Below are 24,941 nucleotides of genomic sequence, written 5' to 3'. Positions count from 1 at the left end.
CAGAAAAAGGCGGGGTTTTCACGAGCCTCGATGGGTTGAGGCGTACCCGGACACTATCACAGCTCAATAAATATACAAGTCAGCACCGGACAGCCTGCATTTGCCGCCACTTCTGTAGGAGCGAGCTTGCTCGCGAAGGGCGTTAACGATGACGAGGTCTGCCTGATGAACGCGGCGCATTCAAGTCTTTCGCGAGCGAGCTCGCTCCTACAGGAGGTCGGGTCAACCGGTATGCTTGCGGCTGGCCGCCTCGGCGCAGATGACCCGGCGGCGATCATCGTCCGCCGAGCGCCATTCGCGGATGTCTTCGACATGGCGAAAACACCCGAGGCAGACCTTCTGTTCATCCAGCCGACACACGCCGCTGCACGGCGAAGGCACCGCCGGGCTGACATTGCTGTAGAGCGGCTTCGGCGGACGAACGGGGACAGGCTGGGTCACGGTCTCACAGGCCTTCGAAATCGAATTCGGCGCCCGCTTGCTGCATGACGATGCGCTCAAGCATTTCGCCCAACTGCTCTTCGCTCTTGTCGCACATCCAGCGCTCGCTCTCTTCGTCGTAATCGAAGTGGAAACCACCGGACACGGCCGCCAGCCACAGCTGACGCAAGGGTTCCTGACGGCTGAAGATCAACTGGCTGCCGTTTTCGAACTTGACGGTGAGCACACCGGCCGAGCTCTCAAGGTCGATATCCAGGTCGCTGTCGTCAAAGATGTCTTCCAGCGTCTGCTGGGTGGCATCGACCAGATCGTGGAAACGGGCTTCGGTCAAACTCATTACGGCAACCTCAAAAAGTGTCTACTCACGCTCAAGCGCCGCAAGATACGGGCGAGCCCCGGTGATTGCAAAGAATAACGACCAAACGCGTTCCGTGTGGGAGCCAGCCTGCTGGCGAAAAACGTCCAGACACCGCGAACTTTCAGACAAGGCCCGTCATCGTTGACGTCCATCGCGAGCAGGCTCGCTCCCACAGGGATCTTCAGCGGCCACAGTACCGAGTAAACCCTGTGACCCAATGTGGCAGCGGGCTTACGGCGAAGCCCCGCCGGACGGGACCCTCGTTACATAGGCAAGCTGCCGGGTGGCCGGTATACTCCGGCGCAATTAACGTATTTTCAAGGATTTCGCCATGAAGCGCCTGATCTCTTCCCTTGCTGCGGCCGTCGCGGTTGCCTGCCTAGTGTCGGCCTGTGGTCAAAAAGGCCCGCTGTACCTGCCTGACGAGAACCAGGACCCTGCCGAGCAGGCCAAGTCCTCGCAACAGTCGCCGTCCAAAGCACACAAGCACGACGTCTACCAATAAGGGAATGCCATGGACGCTTTTAACTACCGTGACGGCGAGCTGTTCGCGGAAGGTGTTGCCCTGTCTGCCATCGCCGAGCGCTTTGGTACACCGACCTACGTCTACTCCCGCGCGCACATCGAAGCCCAGTACCTGGCTTACGCCGATGCGCTGGCCGGCATGCCGCACCTGGTCTGCTTTGCGGTCAAGGCCAACTCCAACCTGGGTGTTCTGAATGTCCTGGCGCGTCTCGGCGCCGGTTTTGACATCGTCTCCCGTGGCGAGCTGGAACGCGTACTGGCCGCTGGCGGCAGCGCCGACAAGATCGTCTTCTCCGGTGTCGGCAAGACCCGTGACGACATGCGTCGTGCCCTGGAAGTCGGCGTGCATTGTTTCAACGTCGAATCCACCGACGAGCTGGAACGCTTGCAGATTGTCGCTGCCGAGCTGGGCGTTCGCGCGCCGATTTCGCTGCGCGTGAACCCGGACGTCGATGCCGGTACGCACCCGTACATTTCCACCGGTCTCAAAGAGAACAAGTTCGGCATTGCCATCGCCGACGCCGAAGACGTGTACGTCCGCGCCGCCCAACTGCCTAACCTGGAAGTGGTCGGTGTCGATTGCCACATCGGCTCGCAACTGACCACCCTGCCGCCGTTCATCGACGCGCTCGATCGCCTGCTGAGCCTGGTCGACCGCCTCGGCGATTGCGGCATCTACCTGCGCCACATCGATCTCGGTGGCGGCTTGGGCGTGCGTTATCGCGATGAAGAACCGCCGTTGGCTGCCGACTACATCAAAGCCGTGCGCGAGCGTCTCGACGGTCGCGACCTGGCGCTGGTGTTCGAGCCGGGGCGCTTCATCGTCGCCAACGCCGGCGTGCTGTTGACCCAGGTCGAGTACCTCAAGCACACCGAGCACAAAGACTTCGCCATTGTCGACGCGGCCATGAACGACCTGATCCGCCCAGCGCTGTATCAAGCCTGGATGGACGTCACTGCCGTGCGCCCGCGCACTACCGCCGCGCGTGCCTACGACATCGTCGGGCCGATCTGCGAGACCGGCGATTTCCTGGCCAAGGACCGTGAACTGGCCCTGGAAGAAGGCGACCTGCTGGCCGTGCATTCGGCCGGTGCCTATGGGTTTGTCATGAGTTCCAACTACAACACCCGCGGCCGTGCCGCTGAAGTGTTGGTGGACGGTGATCAGGCCATTGAAGTGCGTCGCCGTGAGACGGTAGCCGAGTTGTTTGCTGGCGAAAGCCTGCTGCCGGAGTAAAACCATGCTGCTGCGTTTTACCAAGATGCACGGCCTGGGCAATGACTTCATGGTCCTCGACCTGGTCAGCCAGCACGCGCATATTCTGCCCAAGCACGCCAAGCAATGGGGCGATCGGCACACCGGCATCGGTTTCGACCAGTTGCTGATCGTCGAAGCGCCGAGCAACCCGGACGTGGATTTCCGCTATCGGATCTTCAACTCCGACGGCTCGGAAGTGGAACAGTGCGGCAACGGTGCGCGCTGTTTCGCCCGCTTCGTGCTCGACAAGCGCCTGACCGCAAAACGGCAGATTCGCGTCGAAACCAAAAGTGGCATTATCGAACTGGATATCCGCAGCGACGGCCAGATTGGTGTGAACATGGGGGCGCCGCGCCTGGTGCCGGCCGACGTTCCCTTCGACGCGCCGGAACAGGCCAAGAGCTATCAGATTGACGTCGACGGCACCCCGGTCGAGCTGGCCGCCGTGTCCATGGGCAACCCCCATGCCGTGCTGCGGGTCAGCGACATCAACAATGCACCGGTGCATGAACTGGGGCCGAAAATCGAACATCACCCGCGCTTTCCGGCGCGGGTCAATGTCGGTTTTCTCCAGGTCATCGACCGCAACCGCGCGCAGTTGCGCGTCTGGGAACGCGGGGCCGGGGAAACCCAGGCTTGCGGAACCGGCGCCTGTGCCGCCGCAGTGGCCGCGATCAGCCAGGGGTGGATGGATTCGCCGCTATTGATCGACCTGCCTGGCGGGCGCTTGTCCATTGAATGGGCAGGCCCTGGCCAGCCGGTCATGATGACCGGCCCGGCAGTGCGCGTATATGAAGGACAAGTGCGTCTTTGAGAGAGTCAAATCCATGAAAGATAAGCCTCAGGTCCCCGTCCTACAGCCCGACGAATCCCCTTCCGAAAGCCTTGAGGCGGCGGCGATTGCCGCGTACCTGGAGGCTCATCCGGATTTCTTCGTCGAGCACCAGGAACTGCTCCCGGCCTTGCGCATTCCGCACCAGCGCGGCGACACCATCTCGCTGGTCGAGCGCCAGATGACCATCCTGCGCGACCGCAACATCGAGTTGCGTCATCGGCTCTCGCACTTGATGGACGTGGCCCGTGACAACGACCGGTTGTTCGACAAGACCCGCCGCCTGATTCTCGCGCTGATGGACGCCAACAGCCTGGAAGACGTGGTGATCAGCGTCGAAGACAGCCTGCGCCAGGACTTCCAGGTGCCCTTTGTCAGCCTCATCCTGCTCGGTGACAACCCGATGCCGGTCGGCCGTTGGGTGACCCACGCCGACGCGCAAACGGCGATTGGCGGCTTGCTCTCGGAAGACAAAAGCGTCAGCGGCAGCCTGCGTGAACACGAACTGGACTTCCTGTTCGGCGAAGAACAACGCAAGCAGATCGGCTCCACCGCCGTCGTCGCCATCAGCTACCAGGGCATCCACGGCGTGCTGGCCATCGCCAGCCGCGATCCGCAGCACTACAAGAGTTCGGTGGGCACGCTGTTCCTCAGCTACATCGCCGAAGTCATGGGCCGCGTGCTGCCACGGGTCAACAACTCCCTGCGCTCGGTACGCTGATTGTGGAACGGCAACTGGACGCTTACTGCGAACACCTGCGCAGTGAGCGGCAGGTGTCGCCCCACACGCTATACGCCTACCGCCGCGATCTCGACAAAGTGCTCGGCTGGTGCGTCAAACAGAACATCAGCAGTTGGGCCGCCCTGGACATCCAGCGCCTGCGCAGCCTGATCGCTCGCCTGCACTCACAAGGTCAATCGTCCCGTAGCCTGGCGCGGCTGCTGTCGGCGGTGCGCGGGCTCTATCACTATCTGAACCGCGAAGGCCTCTGCGACCACGACCCGGCCAACGGCCTGGCGCCGCCCAAAGGCGAACGACGCCTGCCGAAAACCCTCGACACCGACCGCGCGCTGCAGCTGCTTGAAGGCGCGGTGGAAGATGATTTTCTGGCGCGGCGGGATCAGGCGATTCTGGAGCTGTTTTATTCCTCCGGGTTGCGGCTGTCGGAGCTGACCGGGCTTAATCTCGATCAGCTGGATTTGGCTGACGGCATGGTCCAGGTACTCGGTAAAGGCAGCAAGACTCGACTGTTGCCGGTGGGCAAGAAAGCACGCGAAGCCCTGGAACTGTGGCTGCCGCTGCGGGCCATGACCAACCCGGCGGACGATGCGGTGTTTGTCAGCCAGCAAGGCCGGCGCCTCGGCCCGCGCGCGATTCAGGTGCGGGTCAAGGCTGCCGGCGAGCGTGAGCTGGGGCAGAACCTGCATCCGCACATGCTGCGTCACTCCTTCGCCAGCCATTTGCTGGAATCCTCACAGGACCTGCGGGCGGTGCAGGAATTGCTCGGCCACTCGGACATCAAGACCACCCAGATCTACACCCACCTGGACTTCCAGCACCTGGCCACGGTGTACGACAGCGCCCATCCACGGGCCAAACGCATTAAGGGCGATGATTCATGACTCTTCAATTGATCACCTTCGACCTCGACGACACCCTGTGGGACACCGCCCCGGTAATCGTCAGCGCCGAAGCCATCTTGCGTGAATGGCTGACCGAACACGCGCCGAACCTCGGTGCCGTGCCGGTGGAACACTTGTGGGCCATTCGCGAACGAATCCTCAGCAGCGAACCGAGCCTCAAGCACCGCATCAGTGCCTTGCGCCGCAAAGTGCTGTTCCATGCGCTGGAAGAGGCCGGTTACGACCACGGCCAGGCTTCGGACCTGGCCGACAAGAGTTTTGAAGTGTTCCTGCATGCTCGGCATCAGATCGAGGTGTTCCCTGAAGTCGAACCGACGCTGGAGACATTGGCCAAGCATTACGCCTTGGGCGTGGTCACGAACGGCAACGCCGATGTGCGCCGTTTAGGGCTGGCGGATTACTTCAAGTTTGCGCTGTGCGCCGAAGACATCGGCATTGCCAAGCCGGATGCGCGACTGTTTCATGAAGCATTGCAAAGGGGTGGCGCGACGGCCGCGACGGCGGTGCACGTTGGTGATCATCCGGGTGATGACATTGCCGGTGCGCAGCAGGCGGGGATGCGCGCGATCTGGTTCAACCCGGCGGGCAAAGCCTGGGAAGCCGAGAAGGCACCGGATGCCGAGATACGCAGCCTGACCGAATTGCCGGCGCTGCTGGCCCGGTGGAACGCCCAACACTGATCCTGAGTAGTACACAAATCCAATGTGGGAGCGGGCTTGCTCGCGATAGCGGTATGTCAGTCAAAGTGATGTCGACTGACACGGCCTCTTCGCGAGCAAGCCCGCTCCCACATTGAATCGCGCCACATCCACGCGTGTTATTGCACCCATGAAAAAGCCCGCAGCGACGGCGGGCTTTTTCAGCAAGCAAGCAGCAGCCTTAGATAGGCCGGCTGCCGTACTTGTTATCAGGCTTTTTGGGCGGATCGGCGACCACATTGGCCTCCACTTCCTGCACCTTGCCGCCCTTGGCCAGGAACTCTTCCATGGCCTTGGCCAGGGCATCACGTTCCTTATTCTTGGCTTCAACGCTCGGCAGCTCATCGACCGATACCGCTGCCTTGGCTTTGCCTTTGGCGGTCGGAACGGGCGCTTCACCGCCGTCGTCTTCAACGACGTCGTCCGCCGCTGCTTCCAGACCTTCTTCGGTTTCGTCGTCGTCGCCTACTTCGAGGTCGTCGTTTTCCAGATCATCGTCGCTCATGTTCTACCTCATGACTTGCGAAAAGCAGATTAGTTATAGCCCAGCTTCGCCGTCTGTCGAAGGCCGCCGGAAAAAATTCTACAACCGCTGGTAACCAGCGGCTTATGCCCCTTCACCGTGCAAGGTGGCGAGGACTTTACGGGCACCGCCTTGATCACGGTGCTCGCCCAGATAAACGCCTTGCCAGGTCCCCAACGCCAGTCGGCCTGCCGAAATCGGCAAACTGAGCTGACAGCCAAGTACGCTGGCCTTGAAGTGCGCCGGGAGGTCGTCCAGGCCTTCGTCGTTATGCTCATAGCCGTCTGTTCCTTGTGGGATCAGACGATTGAAAAATCGTTCGAAGTCGCGACGTACCGCCGGATCGGCGTTCTCGTTGATGGTCAACGACGCCGAGGTATGCTGCAGCCACAAATGCAACAGACCGACCCGACATGCCTTGAGTTCAGGCAGGGCGGCGAGTAACTCGTCCGTTACCAGATGAAAGCCCCGGGGCCTCGCCCGAAGGGTAATCAGAGTCTGTTGCCACATACAGTTCTCCGCACGTTCGGGGCGCATTCTAGCGCGCTCTGGGAAAAAACAAAGGCCCTAATATTCCTTCAATCATGTAAGCGATTGGCCGCAGAAAATCGCCCGTCGTAAACGCCACTAAACGTGTACGAAAAAACCTTTCAGCAGTTCCTACACTGACAAACGCCAGACAAAAAAATGCCCGGCAAGCCGGGCAAGTTTTTTATGCGCGTGCTTACAAGTTGTAGCCGCGTTCGTTGTGAAGTGCCAGATCGATGCCGACAGCCTCTTCTTCTTCCGTGATACGCAGCCCCATGACGGCGTCCAGGACCTTGAGAATGATGAAGGTGACGATCGCGGTGTAGATCACCGTGAAGCCCACGCCTTTGCACTGAATCCAGACTTGTGCGGCGATGTCGGTGACGGTGCCGAAGCCACCCAGGGACGGTGCTGCGAACACACCGGTGAGGATCGCGCCGAGGATACCCCCGATACCGTGTACGCCGAAGGCGTCCAGGGAGTCGTCATAGCCGAGTTTGCGTTTCAGCGTGGTGGCGCAGAAGAAGCACACCACGCCCGCTGCCAGGCCGATCACCAGGGCGCCCATCGGGCCCACGGTGCCAGCGGCTGGCGTAATGGCAACCAGGCCGGCCACAACACCCGAAGCGATACCCAGTGCACTTGGCTTGCCGTGAGTCATCCACTCGGCGAACATCCAGCCCAGTGCAGCAGCGGCGGTTGCGATCTGGGTAACCAGCATCGCCATACCGGCCGTGCCGTTGGCGGCAGCGGCGGAACCGGCGTTGAAGCCGAACCAGCCCACCCACAACATCGCGGCGCCCATCAGGGTGTAACCGAGGTTGTGCGGCGCCATCGGGGTGGTCGGGAAACCTTTGCGCTTGCCCAGTACCAGGCAGGCAATCAGACCGGCCACACCCGCGTTGATGTGCACCACGGTGCCGCCGGCGAAGTCCAGCACGCCCCAGTCCCACATCAGGCCGCCGTTGCCGGACCAGACCATGTGCGCAATCGGTGCATACACCAGGGTGAACCAGACGCCCATGAAGATCAGCATCGCGGAAAACTTCATCCGCTCGGCGAAGGCACCGACGATCAGCGCTGGGGTAATGATGGCAAAGGTCATCTGGAAGGTGATGAACACCGCCTCAGGAAACAGTGCCGCGGGCCCGGTCAGGCTCGATGGCGTGACACCGGCGAGGAATGCCTTGCCCATGCCGCCGAAGAAGGAGTTGAAGTTGACGACGCCCTGCTCCATGCCGGTGGTGTCGAACGCGATGCTGTAGCCATAAATGACCCACAGGATGCTGATCAGACCGGTAATGGCGAAGCACTGCATCATCACGGAAAGAATATTTTTGGAGCGAACCATGCCGCCGTAGAACAGCGCGAGGCCGGGAATGGTCATGAACAGCACGAGGGCTGTCGAGGTCATCATCCAGGCGGTGTCGCCGGAGTTGAGGACTGGGGCCGCCACTTCGTCTGCCGCCATAGCCAGGCTGGGCATTACGAGGGACAACAGGGCTCCTAGCCCTGCGAATTTACGCAGAGTCATATTGTTTTCTCCTGGGGCGTTGGGTTTGTGGCGGCTTAGATTGCGTCGGTATCGGTTTCGCCGGTACGGATGCGAATCGCCTGTTCCAGATTGACCACGAAGATCTTGCCGTCACCGATCTTGCCGGTGTTGGCAGCCTTGGTTATCGCCTCGATAACCCGATCAAGATCCTTGTCGTCAATGGCGACATCGATCTTCACCTTGGGCAGGAAATCGACCACGTATTCCGCGCCGCGATACAGCTCGGTGTGACCCTTCTGCCGCCCGAAGCCTTTGACTTCAGTAACGGTAATGCCCTGCACGCCGATCTCGGACAGCGACTCGCGCACGTCGTCCAGTTTGAACGGCTTGATGATGGCAGTGACTAGCTTCATGAAAACTCTCTCCCGAATTGGTGGACTTGCCCCAGGAAAACAAACCCGACTCAAGTCTAAGCGCAGTGCCTGGCTTTGTAACGCATCGTCGGCCTTACTTGCCCGTCCGACGCCTGCTAACCACTCCGCACGAAACGCATCCCCCGTTCCGCTTGGCGCACTGCATTCGTCACAGCGACTGCATCAGTGCATGGGTCACTACCGACTAAGCAGAAAGCTTGCCATCTCCACAAAACACTTTGTTTTCAAGCCTTTGACCGCAGATGCCAACCACTTCGTCGCCACGCCTGCCGTGTTACGCACAACAACAGTGCGATGCCGTCCGTCCGCATGCGCGAAAAGCGTGCACGGCCTGCGCTCGGGATTGACTATAGACACTGCGTGATACACTGCCCGCCATTGTTGACAGGACATTTCCCATGCTCGCGCCCAAAGACTTCCTCGACGCCCTGACCGGCACCGCCTCCCGCCTCTTCAGCGGTGACACCCCACTGCCGAAAAGCGAAATCGAAAGCCAGTTCAAGGCTTTGCTGCAAAGCGGCTTCAGCAAACTGGATCTGGTGAGCCGGGAAGAGTTCGATAGCCAGATGGTCGTGCTCGCACGCACCCGGGCTCGGCTGGAGAGTCTTGAGGCGAAAGTGGCGGAGCTGGAAGCGAAGCTCAATCCACCTGCTGACGCCGAGTAACTGATCGTTACCGCCAGGGACGCTCCGCGTTCCGCGACAGATGTGACGCAGAGCGTCACGAGATGCATTCCCACGCAGAGCGTGGGAACGGTCATTCATCTACAGCCCGCCACCATCTCGGCATCGTCCTACAAAGATCACACCGCCGTCCGATGGCGGAGCTTTATTCCCGCCCTATTGAGTCATGGCGGTTGTGCGTGGGAGACCTTCGGGTCTGCCGGGTTCCTTTTGCTCCGGTTCGCCAACTCGCGTACAACTGCCACCCAATTGTTTGGCGACAATGGCCGGCAGCCCTTAAGCAAGAGGAGCTGTATCAATGAATAGCGATGATGGTTATCTAATCCCCCAAGTCTTCACCCGACACAATCTCGTTGCGCTTACAACGTCCTTCATTCATTTAAGTACGGTCCTACAGTAGCCAGCTCCTACGCCTGATTACGTGACCACACCCGCGTCCGTTACCTTCTTCGCCTCGATCTCAACAGTGCAAAAAAGATGAGAAGAAAAGGAAAAGGCACAGAACTCCGCAATCAAATATTTAAGTCTGATGCTCGAAATCTCACTTGCGAGGCCATGTCCTATGATCCTGACATTCATGCCGCAGGTATCAACGTCTCAGCACTCAGGCTCGATCCGATCACTGTGGCTGCAATCAACTCCTGTCATCTTTGGGAAGAAGTGATCCCGTACCCATGGGAATGCATCCCGGACTGGAAGCGAAAGGATGCGAGGGGACTAGATCTGGCCATCTGGTATGAACAAGAGCTCTGTGGTTTGTGCTATGCGACTCCGCGTGAAAGCACTATCTGCATAAAAATTGTGCTTTTACAGGGACATACAAGAAACACCCACGCTTTGCGAGGCTGGATCGCTCCAATTGCACTGCGGACGACGGAATTTTACGCTCGGATGCTGGGCTGCGATGAGATCGAGGTACAAGAACCCGACCCGGGTGCCATTTCCTATTATCAAAAACTTGGATTCATTTTTGACAAAACCGACCGGCTTGTCTTTTCGCTAGACGACCAATAAGATCGATCCACTCATCCAGGCACGCGAGGTGTCTATGAAACGCAAAAAGCAAAAAGCGAAGCCGTTAATGATCGCCGAATATCATGCCGAGGCGCTCCGCTTGGCCGGAAGCATTTCTACCAGCCAGAATCGTTTTTTTAAAGTGGCAGCAACGTATGGCAAGGAGCTCGAACCTGATGGCTTGCTTGCAGGCGCACGAGTCTGACCAGGCTCACCGAAGAGACCGCCCGAGTGGCGGTTTTTTTGTGCCTCGACATTAGCCTGCCTCGTACCCGCAACATCCAGAGAAAGTTTCCACCCTAAACCCCTCCACCTGAATCCCCTCCGCCAACTACCCTTCAAAAAACCCGCAGGAAGCGGCCTCGTCAGCTCAAGGAACGACCATGTCCCTCTCTATCGTCCACAGCCGCGCCCAGATTGGCGTGGATGCGCCCGCCGTTACCGTAGAAGTCCATCTGGCCAACGGTCTGCCGTCGCTGACGATGGTCGGTTTGCCCGAAGCTGCCGTAAAGGAAAGCAAGGACCGGGTACGCAGTGCGATCATCAATTCCGGCCTGCAATTTCCGGCGCGGCGCATTACCTTGAATCTCGCTCCCGCCGATTTGCCAAAGGACGGCGGACGATTCGATTTGGCGATTGCCCTGGGGATCCTGTCCGCCAGCGTGCAGGTCCCGACGTTGACGCTGGACGATGTGGAATGCCTTGGGGAATTGGCACTGTCGGGCGCGGTGCGGGCGGTTCGGGGCGTGTTGCCTGCGGCCCTGGCGGCGCGCAAGGCCGGGCGGTCGCTAGTGGTGCCGCGAGCGAATGCTGAAGAGGCGTGCCTGGCTTCCGGGCTGAAGGTAATTGCGGTGGATCATCTGCTGGAAGCCGTGGCGCACTTTAATGGACACACACCGGTTGAGCCTTACGTTTCCAATGGATTGTTGTACGCCAGCAAACCGTATCCCGATTTGAATGAAGTGCAGGGCCAAATCGCAGCCAAGCGTGCATTGCTGATAGCAGCGGCAGGAGCCCATAACTTGTTGTTCAGTGGGCCACCTGGAACAGGAAAAACCCTGTTGGCCAGTCGTTTGCCGGGGTTGTTACCGCCATTGTCCGAGAGTGAAGCGCTGGAAGTCGCGGCCATTCAATCCGTCACTAGTTGCATACCGTTAAGCCACTGGCCACAGCGCCCCTTCCGCCAGCCCCATCACTCCGCCTCCGGCCCGGCGTTGGTGGGTGGCGGTTCACAGCCACAACCCGGAGAAATCACCCTCGCTCACCACGGCGTGTTGTTCCTCGATGAGCTCCCGGAATTTGATCGCAAGGTGTTGGAGGTTCTGAGAGAGCCACTGGAGTCGGGTTGCATCGTGATTTCCCGCGCCAAAGACCGCGTACGCTTCCCGGCGCGCTTTCAATTGGTGGCGGCGATGAACCCGTGTCCCTGTGGATATCTTGGCGAACCCAGCGGCAAATGCAGTTGTACGCCCGACATGGTCCAACGCTATCGCAACAAACTGTCGGGCCCATTGCTGGACCGTATCGACCTGCACCTGACCGTCGCCCGTGAAGCGACCGCATTGAATCCCGCATCGAAACCCGGAGACGACACGGCCACCGCTGCCGCCCTGGTGGCCGACGCACGAGAGCGGCAGCAAAAACGCCAAGGCTGCGCAAACGCCTTCCTCGATCTGCCGGGCTTGCGCAAACACTGCAAGTTATCCACGGCCGATGAAAACTGGCTGGAATCCGCTTGTGAGCGACTGACGTTATCACTGCGAGCAGCTCACCGATTGCTAAAAGTGTCCCGAACCTTGGCGGACCTTGAGCAAACCGACAGGATCAAGCGGGAGCATTTGGCAGAAGCGCTGCAATATCGACCTACGAGCGCATAGCCAGTTTGTAATTGTTTTTTTGATAAAGTTACGTTTTGTAAGTTCTTTCACGACGAAATAATGATTTTCACTCGATTCTATCTGTGTATAACTATCGCGCAACGAGCCATTACCGTAAGCGTTTTTTTAATGAAAGATGCATTTCTAACCTTTTTTTGAACACGAGTAAGCGAATTCATGCCCAATATCGGCTATGCCTGGCTGTCCCGTGAGTATCAGGTAACTCCAGCGCAGCCGTTCCCTGTCACCAGTGAAATAGGGGGGCGTCGATTAACCACTCAAGTGGCGGATGTTCGTCGCGAGATCTATCCCGAGAGTTATCGGCCACAGTCTGATTTGAGCGGTCACCTGGCTTTTGCCCTGCGTTATGAAGGCGTTCACCTGGAGTTCCTCGCGCGCTTGTTTGCACAGGACCAGGCAAAAGAAATGCTTGAAAAGTGGATTGCTCGTGAACCTACCGGGATATTCGCTCGCAGGGCATGCTTCTTCTACGAGTGGTTAATGACGGATGAGCTGAGCGTAACGCCTGTCAAACGAGGTAATTATGTCGATGCGCTGAACCCCGAGGATTACGTCGTCGGAACAGCCGTTAACAATCCACGCTGGGGCGTTCGAGATAATCTACCGGGCAGTAACGCGTACTGCCCTGTCATTCGCCGCAATGCGGAAGTCAAAGCCGCAGAGCGCTATGACATTGCCGGAAAACTGGGCGAGCTCGAATCCGATTTCGGCATCGACCTAATCATGCGAAGTATCGTGTGGCTGACAGTCAAGGAAAGCCGCGCAAGCTTCCTGATCGAGCATGAGCAGGATCAAGAGGATCGTATTCGCCGCTTTGCCAATGTCATGGAAACGGAATGCGGTAAACACGACGACCCGCTACACCCAGACACACTGGAAGCCTTGCAGCGCGAAATTCTTGGGAAGGCTGCTTTGCGCTATGGCATCCGCCGATCGCCCGTTTATGTCGGACACACTGCGCGTTACCAGCCCGTGGTCGACTACATCGCACCGCATTGGGATCACACATGCTCAATGCTCGCAGGCCTGAGTCGATTCCTGCAAAACACCCAAGGTCAATCATCGATACTGCGTGCGGCTGCGGCCTCCTTCGGCTTCGTTTATGTGCATCCGATGGCTGACGGTAACGGACGTATCTCTCGTTTCTTGATCAACGATGTACTGCGGCGAGATGGAGCATTACCACCTCCGATCATACTTCCCGTTTCAGCCACGATTACTCATAGCCCCCAAAACAAAGCCGCCTACGATCGAGTGCTTGAGAGTTTCTCCCGGCCGCTGATGCAGCAATACGGTGCGCAGTACCGGTTTGGTGAAACCGTAGTGGCAGACGATGGCGTTCACTACAACTTCCATTTCGCGGGGTATGACGATGCACTGCCGACTTGGCGTTATCCCGATCTGACGGCTCATGCGATTTATCTGGCGCAGGTCATCGACGATACGTTGACTCAGGAAATGCGCCTGGAAGCGCAATTCCTTTTGGCGAATGACAATGCGCGCAAAAGTATCAAACAGTTCCTGGAGGCTCCGGACAATGAACTTGATCAGATCATCCGAGCCGTTCGTCAAAACGGATACGCGCTCTCCAATAAATTACTCAAGCGTTATCCGCTGCTGACAGAGAAACCAGAGTTGGGAGAACGGATCGCGCGCGCCGTTGAAGAAGCCTTTAGCGAGTTGAGGTGAAGAACTCAGCAGGCGTCACTCCTTGGTGAGATCCACCAACGGCGCCTGTCGCACTTCCGTCTCCCGCCCACCCTGAATTTCTTTCACCCGACTCAACGCCTTATCCACAGCCCCTTTATCCGCCAGCAAGCTGTAGCTGATCTGAAACTGTTTCTGCTCTTTAGGGCCAATCGTCGGCACCAGGTTCAGCGGCCGTTGATACCGGCGGTTGTAGGAAAAACTGGTGCCCGGTTCAAGACCGGTGACGTAGCCCTGCCCTTGTGTGTCGGTGTTTTTCCACAGGGAGAACACCGGCAGCTGCTGAGTGTTGAAACCCACCGACACCCCAAGGCTGCCCGCCTTGTTATGCAGCACGGTCAGCGTATCGCCCTTGGCATCGGCATACGGCACGACGTTGTAAACCGTCTCGTCGTAATCCTTGGTCGGTGCGCGATAGGTTTGCCAGTCCGGCAGGTCCCCTTTGGCCTTGTCATTGAACGGCGACACCTGTTTCACCGGCGCAACAAAACGCGCGCCCTGCTCCAGGAACGGCGTGCTGAAGTTGCTGTGATACAGCGCCTGATATTCCTTCGGGTAGTCGCCGTTGTTGGTCAGCGTGTCGTTGAGGGCAAACGCTACGCTGCCCGGCTCGGTGACGAGTTCGGTGAGTACCGAGAAGTCGACTTTCTTGAACGCCTGTTCTTTCAACTCGCCGCGCAGGCTGATGGCGTAGGGCGGTTTTTCGTCGATGTGCAGGGTGACTGTGCTGGCCGGGATGTTGGCGGCGCGACCGTGCAAGGTCAGCAGTTCGCCGTTGTCCATGCCGGGGTGGCCGACCCATTCGTAACCGCAGCGGGTGACCAGTTCGTTGAAGCCTTCAAGCCAACCCAGACCACCGCGGCCGTTGAGTTCGATGAAGGACGGATTGACCACGTCCTTGACCGGCGAATCCCAGCCCATGCGCACAGTGCCGACCGACGCTTGCAGGACGTTCATCCCGCGGGTGGGCACTACCGAGAGTTTCAGGGTGCCGTTATCGATGTCGACGATGCTGACGCCCTCCTGCCGACCGCCATGCAAAGTGCGCAGGGTCACGGAGAAGGGTTTGTCGGTTTTTACGCCGAGTTGCTGGCTGGTGATTTGCCAGTTCTGGGCGGCTTTGTCGGTGTCGAGCAGCACGTAATCCCAGGCCATGGCGTGGGAGGCAGCGGTCAGCGCGCCGAGGGTTATTGCGAGTTTGAGCGGGGACATGGTGGGAGCCTTTCTTGGAGTTGTGCGGTTTTTATAGACTTGCTGAAACGATTCATCAAGCTTAAAAAGCACTACATCGAAGGCAAATTGATAGTGATGCGGGTTTTTGGGTCGAAACCGGGGAATCAAATCGATCCCTTCGCGAGCAAGCCCGCTCCCACATTCGATCGCATGCTTAGCAACGACTCGGTTAACTGTGGGAGCGGGCTTGCTCGCGAAGGCTATTTCAAAGGCACCTTAGCGAAACCGGTCAACCTCATGCCGCAAGTCCGCCGCCAGCTTCTCCAGCTCTTTGGCGGTGATGGCCAGATTGGAAACAACCTCGCGCTGCTCGCTGTTCGCCAAGGCAATGCTTTGCAGGTTGCTGCTGAGCAGGGTCGCGGTGCTGCTTTGTTCCTGGGTCGCCGTCGTGATCGCTGCAAATTGCTGGCCGGCCGAGCGGCTCTGCTCATCGATCCGCGCCAACGCCGTGGCGACGTTGGCGTTGCGCGACAGGCCTTCCTGCATCAGCACATTGCCCTGTTCCATGGTGCTGATAGCGTTGCCGGTTTCCTGCTGGATGCTCTGGATCATCCCGGAAATTTCGTCCGTCGCCTGACGAGTGCGTGAAGCAAGGTTGCGAACTTCATCGGCAACCACCGCGAACCCACGCCCCTGCTCGCCAGCCCGGGCGGCTTCGATGGCAGCGTTGAGCGCCAGCAAATTGGTCTGCTCGGCAATCGAGGTAATCACCCCGACGATGCCGCCGATTTCCTGTGAGCGCTGCCCCAAGGTATTGATCACGGTGGCGGTGCTGTTCAGCGCGCCGGCAATTTGTTCCAGGGACGAGGACGCTTCGTCCATCGATGTACGACCGATCTGGGTTTGCTGTGCGTTTTCCTGAGCGAGTCGCTGGGTGCTGCCCATGTTGTCGGCAATGTTCAACGAGGTGGCGCTGAATTCTTCCACGGCGCCGGCCATGCTGGTGATCTCGCCGGACTGCTGCTCCATCCCTTCATAGGCGCCACCGGACAGGCCGGACAACGCCTGGGCACGGCTGTTGACCTCTTGCGAGGCCTTGCGAATGTGTTCGACCATGGTCGACAAGGCTTGGCTCATCTGGTTGAAGGCGCGGGCCAGTTGACCGATCTCGTCGTTGCTCGACACGTTCAACCGCACGCTCAAATCACCGGCGCCCAAGGCTTCGGCCTGACGCACCAGATCACCCAGCGGCGCGAGTTTGCTGCGCAGCAGCCAGACCGCCGACCCCACGGCGATCAACATCGCCAGCAGACTGCCGATCGCCAACTGGATGCCGACGCTCCAGGTCACGGCGCTAATTTCGGTTTTCGGCATGCTTGCCACCACCGACCACGGTCCGCCTTCGAAGGGCACAGCAATGCTGTAGAAGTCTTCGGACGTGTCGCTCCAGAACTCACCTTTGCCCGGCGTCTTCGCCAGACTATTGATCGCCGGGACGGCCCGATCCAGTGCTTGCACGCCGGCGATCGGCACCAACCATTTGTTCTGCTCATCAAGCAACGCCAGAGAACCGGTCTGGCCGATGCGGAAGCGTTTGAGGTTGGCGAATTGCGCGTTCTGCGCGTCGGTGTAATCGAATCCTACGTACAGCACGGCAATGACCTTACCGCTGCTGTCGCGTACGGGAGTGTATTGCGACATGTAGAAGCGTTCGAAAAGCAAGGATCGACCCACGTAGCTCTGCCCCGCCATCAACCGGGCGTAAGCCGGGTTCGCGTGGTCGAGCAGAGTGCCAATGGCACGGTTGCCGTCCTGCTTGCTGACATTTGTGCTAACTCGAACAAAGTCTTCGCCGCTGCGCACGAACACCGTGGCGACACCCGCCGTCATTTGCTTGAACTCGTCGACTTCCTTGAAGTTGTTGTTCAGCACTTCGCTGCCCAAGTGCAGACCCGGCGTCTGGGCGCCGGCCACGACCACCGGTTCGTCCGGATGCACGCTCAGCCCCGCGCTAAAACGTTTCTCGAACAGGCCGGCCAGGCGCTGGGTGCTTTCACGCAGCGTGCCGTGAAAGGTGCTCAATTGATCGGCCAGCAAGCGGGCCTCGCTGGCCAGGTGCTCCTCGCGGGTGGCGAGGTTGGCCGTGTCCAGCGAGCGCAGGGCGAACACGGTGCTGCCGCTGATGACAATCGCCAGTATCACGGCAAGTGCAAAACCAAGCTGTGAGGCGATCCGGGCACGAGGTTGAGTCATGACAGCTCCTGGCCGAGTGGCCGGATCATCCTGATCCAGACGCACACTCAGCAAAATTTCCAATGATGGGGAATACGTCGAACCTGCACGAAGGTTCCATGTGCAGATTTTCGGCGGCAAACCTGAATACTTGAGTCGTTCACCGGGATATAGCTCAAGGCCACTGTTGCGGCGGCTCTATCGATTCAGCTCAAGTGCTCGACGTTCGGCAACTCCATTGCCCGGACTTCGCCCTGCAGGAAATCGCTGAGCCGACGCATACGCTCGCCACCGGGGCGGGTTTTCGGCCAGACCAGGTAATATTTTTCACCACTGGCGACAGCCGTCGGCCACGGCAGACTCAAACGTCCCTGCGCCACATCTTCCGCCACCATCAGCAGATCACCCATCGACACGCCGTACCCTCGGGCGGCGGCGATCATGCCCAGTTCCAGCGTGTCGAACACCTGCCCGCCCTTGAGCGACACCTGATCAGCCAGGTCCATGCGCTCCAGCCAATTGCGCCAGTCACGACGGTCCGGTGCCGGGTGCAGCAGCTCAGTGCTGGCCAGGCGTGCAACGTCCCACGGCTGGTCGTCCAGCAGATTGGGCGCGCCCACTGGAATCAATTCTTCCGGGAACAACAATGTCGCCTCCCAGTCCAGTGGGAAATTTCCGTTGCTGAGGATGACGGCGCAGTCGAAGGGTTCGTGGTTGAAGTCCACCGAATCAATGTCCATCCACGCACTGGTCAACTGCACCTCGTTACCCGGCTGCAGATGGCGGAAGCGACTGAGCCGCGCCAGCAACCAGCGCATGGTCAGGGTCGACGGTGCCTTCATGCGCAGGATGTCATCTTCGGCACGCAGGGTATTGCAGGCCCGTTCCAGTGCGGTGAAGCCTTCGCGAATGCCGGGCAGGATCAGCCGCGCCGACTCGGTCAGTTGCAGGTTGCGCCCACTGCGGTGAAAAAGCCGACAGGCGAAATGCTCTTCAAGCGTACGAATGTGCCGACTGACCGCGCTTTGGGTGATCGACAATTCTTCGGCGGCGCGAGTGAATGAGCTATGCCGCGCCGCCGCTTCGAATGCGCGAAGGGCATACAAGGGAGGGAGACGACGAGACATTCGGAAAGCTCCTATAGCGGGATTCCCACAAACTATCAGAAACTCACCAGCATGAGTTTTAATCATGCAACCCATCCTTTTTATCCCTTTGTGCAAACCCTCCAGAGCGCCGAGAATCGACCCTTCCAGATCTCTTTGGACTTTCCTTCTTCTCTAAAAAAGCCGAGCGTGATGATCATGAAGCATCCAGCGCGTATTGAACTCTGGGCCATCTTGCGGCTGGCGGGGCCGTTGATTGCCTCGCAGTTGGCGCACATGCTGATGGTCCTCACCGACACCTTGATGATGGCGCGCCTGAGTCCCGAAGCCCTGGCGGGTGGCGGACTGGGTGCGGCGACCTACTCGTTCGTGTCGATTTTCTGCATCGGCGTAATCGCGGCGGTCGGCACCCTGGTGGCGATCCGTCAGGGCGCCGGCGACATCGTCGGTGCCGCGCGGCTGACCCAGGCCGGATTGTGGCTGGCGTGGTTGATGGCGCTGGTGGCCGGGCTGCTGCTGTGGAACCTCAAACCGGTGTTGCTGTTGTTCGGGCAGACCGAAACCAACGTTCAGGCGGCCGGGCAGTTCCTGCTGATCCTGCCGTTCGCCCTGCCGGGCTACCTGAGCTTCATGGCCCTGCGCGGTTTCACCAGCGCCATCGGCCGGGCGACGCCGGTGATGATGATCAGCCTCGGCGGCACCGTGGCCAACTTCCTGCTCAACTATGCGTTGATCACCGGCATGTTCGGCTTGCCGAAAATGGGTCTGGTGGGCATTGGCCTGGTGACCGCGATTGTTGCCAACCTGATGGCCGTGGCGCTGGCACTGCACATTCGTCGGCATCCTGCCTACGACGCTTATCCATTGCGCCAGGGCCTGTCGCGGCCCAACCGTCAGTACTTGAAAGAACTGTGGCGCCTGGGCCTGCCCATCGGTGGCACCTATGCGGTGGAAGTCGGGTTGTTTGCCTTCGCCGCGCTGTGCATGGGCACCATGGGCAGCACGCAACTGGGTGCCCACCAGATTGCCCTGCAAATCGTCTCGGTGGCGTTCATGGTCCCGGCGGGCATTTCCTATGCGATCACCATGCGCATCGGCCAGCACTATGGTGCCGGGCAATTGCTCGATGCGCGGCTGGCCGGCCGGGTCGGTATCGCCTTCGGCGCGGCGGCGATGCTCGGCTTTGCGATGGTCTTCTGGCTGCTGCCGAACCAGTTGATCGGTTTGTTTCTGGACCATAACGACCCGGCGTTTCGCGACGTCATCAACCTGGCGGTGAGCCTGTTGGCGGTGGCGGCGTGGTTCGAGCTGTTCGACGGCACGCAAACCATCGCGATGGGCTGTATTCGCGGGCTCAAGGATGCCAAGACCACCTTCCTCGTGGGCCTGGGTTGCTATTGGCTGATTGGGGCACCGGCCGCTTGGTGGATGGCCTTCCATTTGCACTGGGGGCCGACGGGTGTCTGGTGGGGATTGGCGCTGGGGCTGGCGTGCGCGGCGGTGAGTCTGACGTTGGCGTTTGAGTGGAAGATGAAGCGGATGATTCGACGGGAGCCGGCACAACAACGCTTCGAGGCCATTCAGGCCGAATGAGCCCCTGTAGGAGCGAGGCTTGCCCGCGAAGGCGCCGTGTCAGTTAACAACAATGTCGACTGATACGACGCCTTCGCGGGCAAGCCTCGCTCCTACAGGTTCTGTCCAGAGGGGTTAAACCACGACTTCCAGTGGCGGCTGCTGGCTGCTGTCGAAGGTCAGGTACTCAATCAACCCCGCCAACGGCAATGGCTTGCTGATCAGATACCCCTGCACCTGATCGCAACCGAACCCGCGCAACAACTCCAGCTGCTCAGCCGTTTCCACACCTTCGGCGACCACTTCAAGGTTGAGGTTGTGAGCCAGGTTGATCATCGCGTGCACCAGTTTGCGATTTTCCTCGCGCCCCTCCATGCCGCCGACAAAACTCTTGTCCACCTTGAGCAAGGCAATCGGCAGGCTGTTGAGGTGCACGAACGAGGAGAACCCGGTGCCGAAGTCGTCGAGGGAGAAGCGCACACCCAGGCGCCCGAGGGCGTCCATGGTTTGCTTCACCAGATCGCTACGGCGCATGACCGCGGTTTCGGTAAGTTCGAATTCCAGCCATTGCGCCTCGACACCACGCTCGGCAATCAGCCGGCTCAGGGTCGACAGCAATTGGCTGTCCTGGAACTGCCGGAACGACAGGTTGATCGCCATGTGCAGCGCCGGCAATCCCTGTTCGCGCAGCGCCTGCATGTCACGCAGCGCACGGGAAATCACCCAGTAACCCAGCGGCACGATCAAACCGCTTTGCTCGGCCAACGGCACGAATTCGCTTGGCGGCAGCAACCCGCGCTCGGCATGACGCCAGCGCACCAAGGCTTCAAGGCCGACGATCTGCCCGTCCTCAAGGTTCAGGCGTGGCTGGTAATGCAATTCCAGCTCATCGCGACGCAACGCCCGACGCAGTTCACTTTCGAGGTCGGCCATGCTGCGGGCATTGCGGTTGATGCGTTCGTTGAAGATGTGAAAGGTGCAGCCCTGCGTGCTCTTGGCCTGCTGCATGGCGATGTGTGCGTGCCACATCAGCGGGTCGGCACCGGCCTGGGCGCGGGCGTGGGCGATGCCGAGGCTGGAACCGATCAACAGGCTTTCGCCGTCGACCCAATAAGGTTCGGCCAACGCTTCGGTGATGCGTTCGGCCATCCACTCGGCGCGTTGCGGGGCGCGGCGGGTGTCGATCAGCAGGGCGAACTCGTCGCTGCCCAGCCGCGCCAATTGATCGCCGGCCTCAAGCTGGCTTTTCAGCCGCGCGACCACTTGCAGGATCAAGCGGTCGCCGGCTTGATGACCGAGGGCGTCGTTGGCGTGACGGAAGTTGTCGAGATCAAGGTGACCGAGGGCCAAACCGCGACCGTCGTTTTCCACCAGGCGCGCCGCCAGCAAGGTCTGGAAACCCTGGCGGTTGGCGATGCCGGTCAATGGGTCTTGCTCGGCCAGCCGTTGCAGGGTGTTTTCCAGCAAGCCACGCTCGCGCACATGGCGCAGGCAACGGCGCAACATGCCTGGGTCGAGCAGGTCGCGCACCAGCCAGTCGCTCACACCGTCGGGTGGCGTCAGTGGCTCATGCTCCAGCAGCAACACGGTCGGCAGGTTGCATTGGCCAGGCAAAGGCTGGAGCGCCGGGATCGTCAACAACACCGCGCTGCGGTTGTCATCGAACAGGCTGCTGACCGACTCCCAGCTCGGCGCGCTGATCAGCACGGCCGAGCTCCCCATCGGAGCCAGACACTCGCGCAACAACGCTGCCCACGCCGGCTCTTCGGCCAGTAGCAGCAAACGCAAGGGTTCGACAGGCGTAGACAAGCTAGCTCCCTAGACTCTGCAAAGATGTAGGCGGAGGGCATTATGCCGCGCCGCTAACCAATGACCAAATGACATCAATTATCAAACGTGGCGTTGTGCATCAGGAATGACGAACATTAGATGCAAATCCACGGCGCATCCTGCGTGAAAGTAACAAAACCGGCAATTAGAGATCGCGTGCTGCGTCACAAGTCGGAGAGAGCAGCACAATTCGCTGAGCCTGTTAAAATGCCGGCCCATTTCGCAAACGACTTCCGACAATCCTGTATGTCCCGACTCAATCCCCGGCAGCAAGAAGCCGTGAGCTACGTCGGCGGCCCTCTTTTGGTGCTCGCCGGCGCAGGCTCCGGCAAGACCAGCGTGATCACCCGCAAAATTGCGCACCTGATCCAGAATTGTGGCATCCGCGCCCAGTACATCGTCGCCATGACCTTTACCAACAAGGCCGCGCGCGAGATGAAGGAACGGGTCGGCACGCTGCTCAAGGGCGGCGAAGGCCGCGGCCTGACGGTCTGCACCTTCCACAACCTGGGCCTGAACATCATCCGCAAGGAACACGTGCGGCTGGGCTATAAGCCGGGTTTCTCGATCTTCGACGAGACCGATGTCAAAGCCCTGATGACCGACATCATGCAGAAGGAATACGCGGGCGACGACGGCGTCGACGAGATCAAGAACATGATCGGCTCGTGGAAAAACGACCTGATCCTGCCGGCCGAAGCCCTGGAAAATGCGCGCAACCCCAAGGAACAGACCGCCGCCATCGTCTACACCCACTACCAGCGCACGCTCAAGGCGTTCAACGCGGTGGACTTCGACGACTTGATCCTGCTGCCGGTGAAGCTGTTCCAGGAACACGCCGACATCCTCGAAAAGTGGCAGAACAAAGTCCGCTACCTGCTGGTGGACGAATACCAGGACACCAACGCCAGCCAGTATTTGCTGGTGAAACTGCTGATCGGCACGCGCAACCAGTTCACCGTGGTGGGCGACGACGACCAGTCGATCTACGCCTGGCGCGGCGCCCGCCCGGAAAACCTGATGTTGCTCAAGGACGATTACCCGTCCCTGAAAGTCGTCATGCTGGAACAGAACTACCGCTCCACCAGCCGCATCCTGCGTTGCGCCAACGTGCTGATCTCGAACAACCCGCACGAATTCGAAAAACAGTTGTGGAGCGAGATGGGCCACGGCGACGAAATCCGCGTGATCCGCTGCCGTAACGAAGACGCCGAAGCCGAGCGTGTGGCCGTGGAACTGCTGACCCTGCACTTGCGCACCGACCGGCCGTACAGCGACTTTGCGATCCTGTATCGCGGCAACTACCAGGCCAAGCTGATCGAGCTGAAGTTGCAGCACCACCAGATTCCTTACCGACTGTCCGGCGGCAACAGCTTTTTCGGACGCCAGGAAGTGAAAGACCTGATGGCCTACTTCCGCCTGATCGTGAACCCGGACGATGACAACGCCTTCCTGCGGGTGATCAACGTCCCACGCCGGGAGATCGGTTCGACCACGCTGGAAAAGCTTGGCAACTACGCCACCGAGCGAAAAATCTCGATGTACGCCGCCACCGACGAAATCGGCCTGGGCGAACATCTGGATGCGCGCTTTACCGATCGCCTGTCACGCTTCAAGCGCTTTATGGACCGGGTCCGCGAGCAGTGCGCCGGCGAAGACCCGATCTCGGCCCTGCGCAGCATGGTCATGGACATCGACTACGAGAACTGGCTGCGCACCAACAGCTCCAGCGACAAGGCCGCCGACTACCGCATGGGTAACGTCTGGTTTCTGATCGAGGCGTTGAAAAACACGCTGGAGAAGGACGAAGAAGGCGAGATGACCGTCGAAGACGCCATCGGCAAACTCGTCCTGCGCGACATGCTGGAACGTCAGCAGGAAGAGGAAGACGGCGCCGAAGGTGTGCAGATGATGACCTTGCACGCCTCCAAGGGCCTGGAATTTCCCTACGTGTTCATCATGGGCATGGAAGAGGAAATCCTCCCGCACCGCTCCAGCATCGAAGCCGACACCATCGAAGAAGAGCGGCGCCTGGCCTACGTGGGCATTACCCGCGCGCGTCAGACGTTGGCCTTCACCTTCGCCGCCAAGCGTAAACAATACGGCGAGATCATCGATTGCGCCCCCAGCCGCTTCCTCGATGAACTGCCGCCGGACGACCTGGCCTGGGAAGGCACCGACGACACCCCCGTTGAAGTCAAAGCCGTTCGCGGCAACACCGCATTGGCGGACATACGCGCGATGTTAAAGCGCTAGAATCGACTACTTTTTAACCAGCCCTGGACGCACAGGCGTCATTAGAGGAAAGCTTCATGGAAGCACTGCACAAGAAAATCCGCGAAGAAGGCATCGTGCTTTCCGACCAGGTCCTGAAAGTCGACGCCTTTCTGAACCACCAGATCGACCCGGCCCTGATGAAGCTGATCGGCGACGAATTCGCCACGCTGTTCAAGGATTCGGGCATCACCAAGATCGTCACCATCGAAGCTTCGGGCATCGCGCCGGCGATCATGACCGGCCTGAACCTGGGCGTGCCGGTGATTTTTGCGCGCAAGCATCAGTCCCTGACCCTGACCGAAAACCTGCTGTCGGCAACCGTTTACTCGTTCACCAAACAGACCGAAAGCACCGTGGCCATCTCCCCACGCCACCTGACCAGCAGCGACCGCGTGCTGATCATCGATGACTTCCTGGCCAACGGTAAGGCCTCGCAAGCGCTGATCTCGATCATCAAACAGGCCGGCGCTACAGTGGCGGGCTTGGGGATCGTGATCGAGAAGTCGTTCCAGGGTGGCCGTGCGGAACTGGATGCACAGGGTTATCGGGTTGAATCGTTGGCGCGGGTGCAGTCGCTCAAGGATGGCGTTGTAACCTTCATCGAATAAAGCCACACCGCAAAACCAATGTGGGAGCGGGCTTGGGGGGGGGGGGGGGGGTGTGTAATAAATAATTTAATAAAAAAAGCCCATCGCGCCAAAACCGGCGCCCAC

24 protein-coding genes are annotated in these 24,941 nt (G+C 59.6%); 14 read left to right on the top strand and 10 right to left on the bottom strand.

The features are described from left to right. Positions 1 to 222: 222 nt before the first annotated feature. Both ACIPL2_RS10915 and cyaY read right to left on the bottom strand, forming a co-directional pair. Positions 223 to 441, bottom strand: a complete 219-nt coding sequence (locus ACIPL2_RS10915) for a DUF1289 domain-containing protein (protein ID WP_401355925.1) — start codon at positions 439 to 441, stop codon at positions 223 to 225. 4 nt (positions 442 to 445) lie between these two features. Continuing rightward, entirely contained in the window at positions 446 to 778 is a 333-nt protein-coding gene (gene cyaY / locus ACIPL2_RS10910) for an iron donor protein CyaY (protein ID WP_401355923.1), read from the bottom strand. A 352-nt stretch (positions 779 to 1,130) separates the two neighbouring features. On the opposite strand from cyaY, the gene ACIPL2_RS10905 reads away from it, so the two are divergent. Genes ACIPL2_RS10905 through ACIPL2_RS10880 form a run of 6 tightly spaced genes read left to right on the top strand, consistent with a single transcriptional unit; the run spans position 1,131 to position 5,738 of the window. Next, positions 1,131 to 1,304: a lipoprotein gene (locus ACIPL2_RS10905; RefSeq protein WP_401355921.1), complete on the top strand. Its 174-nt coding sequence runs from the start codon at positions 1,131 to 1,133 to the stop codon at positions 1,302 to 1,304. A gap of 9 nt (positions 1,305 to 1,313) precedes the next feature. Next, positions 1,314 to 2,561 (top strand): diaminopimelate decarboxylase, encoded by a 1,248-nt coding sequence (lysA, locus tag ACIPL2_RS10900; protein WP_401355918.1) that lies wholly within the window; start codon positions 1,314 to 1,316, stop codon positions 2,559 to 2,561. 4 nt (positions 2,562 to 2,565) lie between these two features. After that, positions 2,566 to 3,396: a diaminopimelate epimerase gene (gene dapF / locus ACIPL2_RS10895; protein ID WP_401355916.1), complete on the top strand. Its 831-nt coding sequence runs from the start codon at positions 2,566 to 2,568 to the stop codon at positions 3,394 to 3,396. Positions 3,397 to 3,409: 13 nt separating this feature from the next. Next, complete coding sequence (locus ACIPL2_RS10890; protein WP_401355913.1) at positions 3,410 to 4,135, top strand: DUF484 family protein; 726 nt, start codon at positions 3,410 to 3,412, stop codon at positions 4,133 to 4,135. A gap of 2 nt (positions 4,136 to 4,137) precedes the next feature. Further along, complete coding sequence (gene xerC, locus ACIPL2_RS10885; RefSeq protein WP_090178141.1) at positions 4,138 to 5,037, top strand: tyrosine recombinase XerC; 900 nt, start codon at positions 4,138 to 4,140, stop codon at positions 5,035 to 5,037. Beyond that, positions 5,034 to 5,738, top strand: coding sequence for an HAD family hydrolase (locus tag ACIPL2_RS10880; RefSeq protein ID WP_401355910.1), 705 nt, complete (start codon positions 5,034 to 5,036; stop codon positions 5,736 to 5,738). Before xerC ends, ACIPL2_RS10880 begins: the two co-directional genes overlap by 4 nt. Before the next feature lie 199 nt (positions 5,739 to 5,937). On the opposite strand, the gene sutA is transcribed toward ACIPL2_RS10880, so the two are convergent. From sutA to glnK, 4 genes are all read right to left on the bottom strand, one after another. Beyond that, a complete protein-coding gene (sutA, locus tag ACIPL2_RS10875; protein WP_059403917.1) occupies positions 5,938 to 6,261 on the bottom strand; it encodes a transcriptional regulator SutA in 324 nt (107 codons plus the stop codon). 102 nt (positions 6,262 to 6,363) lie between these two features. Then, positions 6,364 to 6,789, bottom strand: a complete 426-nt coding sequence (locus ACIPL2_RS10870; RefSeq protein ID WP_401355908.1) for a secondary thiamine-phosphate synthase enzyme YjbQ — start codon at positions 6,787 to 6,789, stop codon at positions 6,364 to 6,366. Between the two features lie 214 nt (positions 6,790 to 7,003). After that, positions 7,004 to 8,341 carry an ammonium transporter gene (locus ACIPL2_RS10865; protein WP_401355907.1) on the bottom strand — a complete coding sequence of 446 codons (1,338 nt, stop codon included), beginning with the start codon at positions 8,339 to 8,341 and terminating at the stop codon, positions 7,004 to 7,006. A gap of 35 nt (positions 8,342 to 8,376) precedes the next feature. Next, the gene (gene glnK, locus ACIPL2_RS10860; protein ID WP_002555808.1) at positions 8,377 to 8,715 is read right to left on the bottom strand and encodes a P-II family nitrogen regulator; all 339 of its coding nucleotides are present in this window, start codon (positions 8,713 to 8,715) and stop codon (positions 8,377 to 8,379) included. 419 nt (positions 8,716 to 9,134) lie between these two features. Between glnK and ACIPL2_RS10855 the strand changes: the two genes are divergently transcribed. From ACIPL2_RS10855 to ACIPL2_RS10835, 5 genes are all read left to right on the top strand, one after another. Further along, a complete protein-coding gene (locus tag ACIPL2_RS10855; RefSeq protein WP_401355905.1) occupies positions 9,135 to 9,401 on the top strand; it encodes an accessory factor UbiK family protein in 267 nt (88 codons plus the stop codon). 573 nt (positions 9,402 to 9,974) lie between these two features. Continuing rightward, positions 9,975 to 10,433: an N-acetyltransferase gene (locus ACIPL2_RS10850; RefSeq protein WP_401355902.1), complete on the top strand. Its 459-nt coding sequence runs from the start codon at positions 9,975 to 9,977 to the stop codon at positions 10,431 to 10,433. A 34-nt stretch (positions 10,434 to 10,467) separates the two neighbouring features. Next, a complete protein-coding gene (locus ACIPL2_RS10845; protein WP_401355900.1) occupies positions 10,468 to 10,638 on the top strand; it encodes a hypothetical protein in 171 nt (56 codons plus the stop codon). Between the two features lie 178 nt (positions 10,639 to 10,816). Next, on the top strand, positions 10,817 to 12,310 hold the full coding sequence (locus tag ACIPL2_RS10840; protein WP_401355898.1) for a YifB family Mg chelatase-like AAA ATPase: 1,494 nt from the start codon (positions 10,817 to 10,819) through the stop codon (positions 12,308 to 12,310). A 177-nt stretch (positions 12,311 to 12,487) separates the two neighbouring features. Continuing rightward, on the top strand, positions 12,488 to 14,020 hold the full coding sequence (locus ACIPL2_RS10835; protein WP_401355896.1) for a Fic family protein: 1,533 nt from the start codon (positions 12,488 to 12,490) through the stop codon (positions 14,018 to 14,020). Between the two features lie 15 nt (positions 14,021 to 14,035). Here the strand turns inward: ACIPL2_RS10835 and ACIPL2_RS10830 are convergent, their stop codons facing one another. The 3 genes from ACIPL2_RS10830 to ACIPL2_RS10820 form a co-directional block, all read right to left on the bottom strand. After that, positions 14,036 to 15,250, bottom strand: a complete 1,215-nt coding sequence (locus tag ACIPL2_RS10830; RefSeq protein WP_401355894.1) for an aldose 1-epimerase family protein — start codon at positions 15,248 to 15,250, stop codon at positions 14,036 to 14,038. A gap of 237 nt (positions 15,251 to 15,487) precedes the next feature. Next, positions 15,488 to 17,464 carry a methyl-accepting chemotaxis protein gene (locus ACIPL2_RS10825; protein ID WP_401355892.1) on the bottom strand — a complete coding sequence of 659 codons (1,977 nt, stop codon included), beginning with the start codon at positions 17,462 to 17,464 and terminating at the stop codon, positions 15,488 to 15,490. Positions 17,465 to 17,649: 185 nt separating this feature from the next. Beyond that, the gene (locus ACIPL2_RS10820; RefSeq protein WP_401355890.1) at positions 17,650 to 18,570 is read right to left on the bottom strand and encodes a LysR substrate-binding domain-containing protein; all 921 of its coding nucleotides are present in this window, start codon (positions 18,568 to 18,570) and stop codon (positions 17,650 to 17,652) included. A gap of 177 nt (positions 18,571 to 18,747) precedes the next feature. Between ACIPL2_RS10820 and ACIPL2_RS10815 the strand changes: the two genes are divergently transcribed. Continuing rightward, positions 18,748 to 20,142 carry a NorM family multidrug efflux MATE transporter gene (locus ACIPL2_RS10815; RefSeq protein WP_401355888.1) on the top strand — a complete coding sequence of 465 codons (1,395 nt, stop codon included), beginning with the start codon at positions 18,748 to 18,750 and terminating at the stop codon, positions 20,140 to 20,142. A 114-nt stretch (positions 20,143 to 20,256) separates the two neighbouring features. Here ACIPL2_RS10815 and ACIPL2_RS10810 read toward each other — a convergent pair whose 3' ends face one another. Beyond that, a complete protein-coding gene (locus tag ACIPL2_RS10810) occupies positions 20,257 to 21,930 on the bottom strand; it encodes a putative bifunctional diguanylate cyclase/phosphodiesterase (protein WP_401355886.1) in 1,674 nt (557 codons plus the stop codon). Positions 21,931 to 22,197: 267 nt separating this feature from the next. Between ACIPL2_RS10810 and rep the strand changes: the two genes are divergently transcribed. Both rep and ACIPL2_RS10800 read left to right on the top strand, forming a co-directional pair. After that, positions 22,198 to 24,207, top strand: coding sequence for a DNA helicase Rep (gene rep, locus ACIPL2_RS10805; protein WP_059403900.1), 2,010 nt, complete (start codon positions 22,198 to 22,200; stop codon positions 24,205 to 24,207). 56 nt (positions 24,208 to 24,263) lie between these two features. Continuing rightward, positions 24,264 to 24,836 carry a xanthine phosphoribosyltransferase gene (locus ACIPL2_RS10800; protein WP_007934646.1) on the top strand — a complete coding sequence of 191 codons (573 nt, stop codon included), beginning with the start codon at positions 24,264 to 24,266 and terminating at the stop codon, positions 24,834 to 24,836. The last annotated feature ends 105 nt before the right edge of the window (positions 24,837 to 24,941 follow it).

The organism is Pseudomonas sp. NPDC086251 (assembly GCF_044746405.1).
Lineage (GTDB): Bacteria > Pseudomonadota > Gammaproteobacteria > Pseudomonadales > Pseudomonadaceae > Aquipseudomonas.
This window is presented reverse-complemented; position numbering and strand designations above follow the sequence as displayed.

Excerpts from the sequence above, each read along its gene's own strand:
- cyaY (WP_401355923.1), bottom strand. The coding sequence starts at position 778 with ATGAGTTTGACCGAAGCCCGTTTCCACGATCTGGTCGATGCCACCCAG.
- ACIPL2_RS10905 (WP_401355921.1), top strand. The coding sequence starts at position 1,131 with ATGAAGCGCCTGATCTCTTCCCTTGCTGCGGCCGTCGCGGTTGCCTGC.
- lysA (WP_401355918.1), top strand. The coding sequence starts at position 1,314 with ATGGACGCTTTTAACTACCGTGACGGCGAGCTGTTCGCGGAAGGTGTT.
- dapF (WP_401355916.1), top strand. The coding sequence starts at position 2,566 with ATGCTGCTGCGTTTTACCAAGATGCACGGCCTGGGCAATGACTTCATG.
- ACIPL2_RS10890 (WP_401355913.1), top strand. The coding sequence starts at position 3,410 with ATGAAAGATAAGCCTCAGGTCCCCGTCCTACAGCCCGACGAATCCCCT.
- ACIPL2_RS10880 (WP_401355910.1), top strand. The coding sequence starts at position 5,034 with ATGACTCTTCAATTGATCACCTTCGACCTCGACGACACCCTGTGGGAC.
- sutA (WP_059403917.1), bottom strand. The coding sequence starts at position 6,261 with ATGAGCGACGATGATCTGGAAAACGACGACCTCGAAGTAGGCGACGAC.
- ACIPL2_RS10870 (WP_401355908.1), bottom strand. The coding sequence starts at position 6,789 with ATGTGGCAACAGACTCTGATTACCCTTCGGGCGAGGCCCCGGGGCTTT.
- ACIPL2_RS10865 (WP_401355907.1), bottom strand. The coding sequence starts at position 8,341 with ATGACTCTGCGTAAATTCGCAGGGCTAGGAGCCCTGTTGTCCCTCGTA.
- glnK (WP_002555808.1), bottom strand. The coding sequence starts at position 8,715 with ATGAAGCTAGTCACTGCCATCATCAAGCCGTTCAAACTGGACGACGTG.
- ACIPL2_RS10855 (WP_401355905.1), top strand. The coding sequence starts at position 9,135 with ATGCTCGCGCCCAAAGACTTCCTCGACGCCCTGACCGGCACCGCCTCC.
- ACIPL2_RS10850 (WP_401355902.1), top strand. The coding sequence starts at position 9,975 with ATGTCCTATGATCCTGACATTCATGCCGCAGGTATCAACGTCTCAGCA.
- ACIPL2_RS10845 (WP_401355900.1), top strand. The coding sequence starts at position 10,468 with ATGAAACGCAAAAAGCAAAAAGCGAAGCCGTTAATGATCGCCGAATAT.
- ACIPL2_RS10840 (WP_401355898.1), top strand. The coding sequence starts at position 10,817 with ATGTCCCTCTCTATCGTCCACAGCCGCGCCCAGATTGGCGTGGATGCG.
- ACIPL2_RS10835 (WP_401355896.1), top strand. The coding sequence starts at position 12,488 with ATGCCCAATATCGGCTATGCCTGGCTGTCCCGTGAGTATCAGGTAACT.
- ACIPL2_RS10830 (WP_401355894.1), bottom strand. The coding sequence starts at position 15,250 with ATGTCCCCGCTCAAACTCGCAATAACCCTCGGCGCGCTGACCGCTGCC.
- ACIPL2_RS10825 (WP_401355892.1), bottom strand. The coding sequence starts at position 17,464 with ATGACTCAACCTCGTGCCCGGATCGCCTCACAGCTTGGTTTTGCACTT.
- ACIPL2_RS10820 (WP_401355890.1), bottom strand. The coding sequence starts at position 18,570 with ATGTCTCGTCGTCTCCCTCCCTTGTATGCCCTTCGCGCATTCGAAGCG.
- ACIPL2_RS10815 (WP_401355888.1), top strand. The coding sequence starts at position 18,748 with ATGAAGCATCCAGCGCGTATTGAACTCTGGGCCATCTTGCGGCTGGCG.
- rep (WP_059403900.1), top strand. The coding sequence starts at position 22,198 with ATGTCCCGACTCAATCCCCGGCAGCAAGAAGCCGTGAGCTACGTCGGC.
- ACIPL2_RS10800 (WP_007934646.1), top strand. The coding sequence starts at position 24,264 with ATGGAAGCACTGCACAAGAAAATCCGCGAAGAAGGCATCGTGCTTTCC.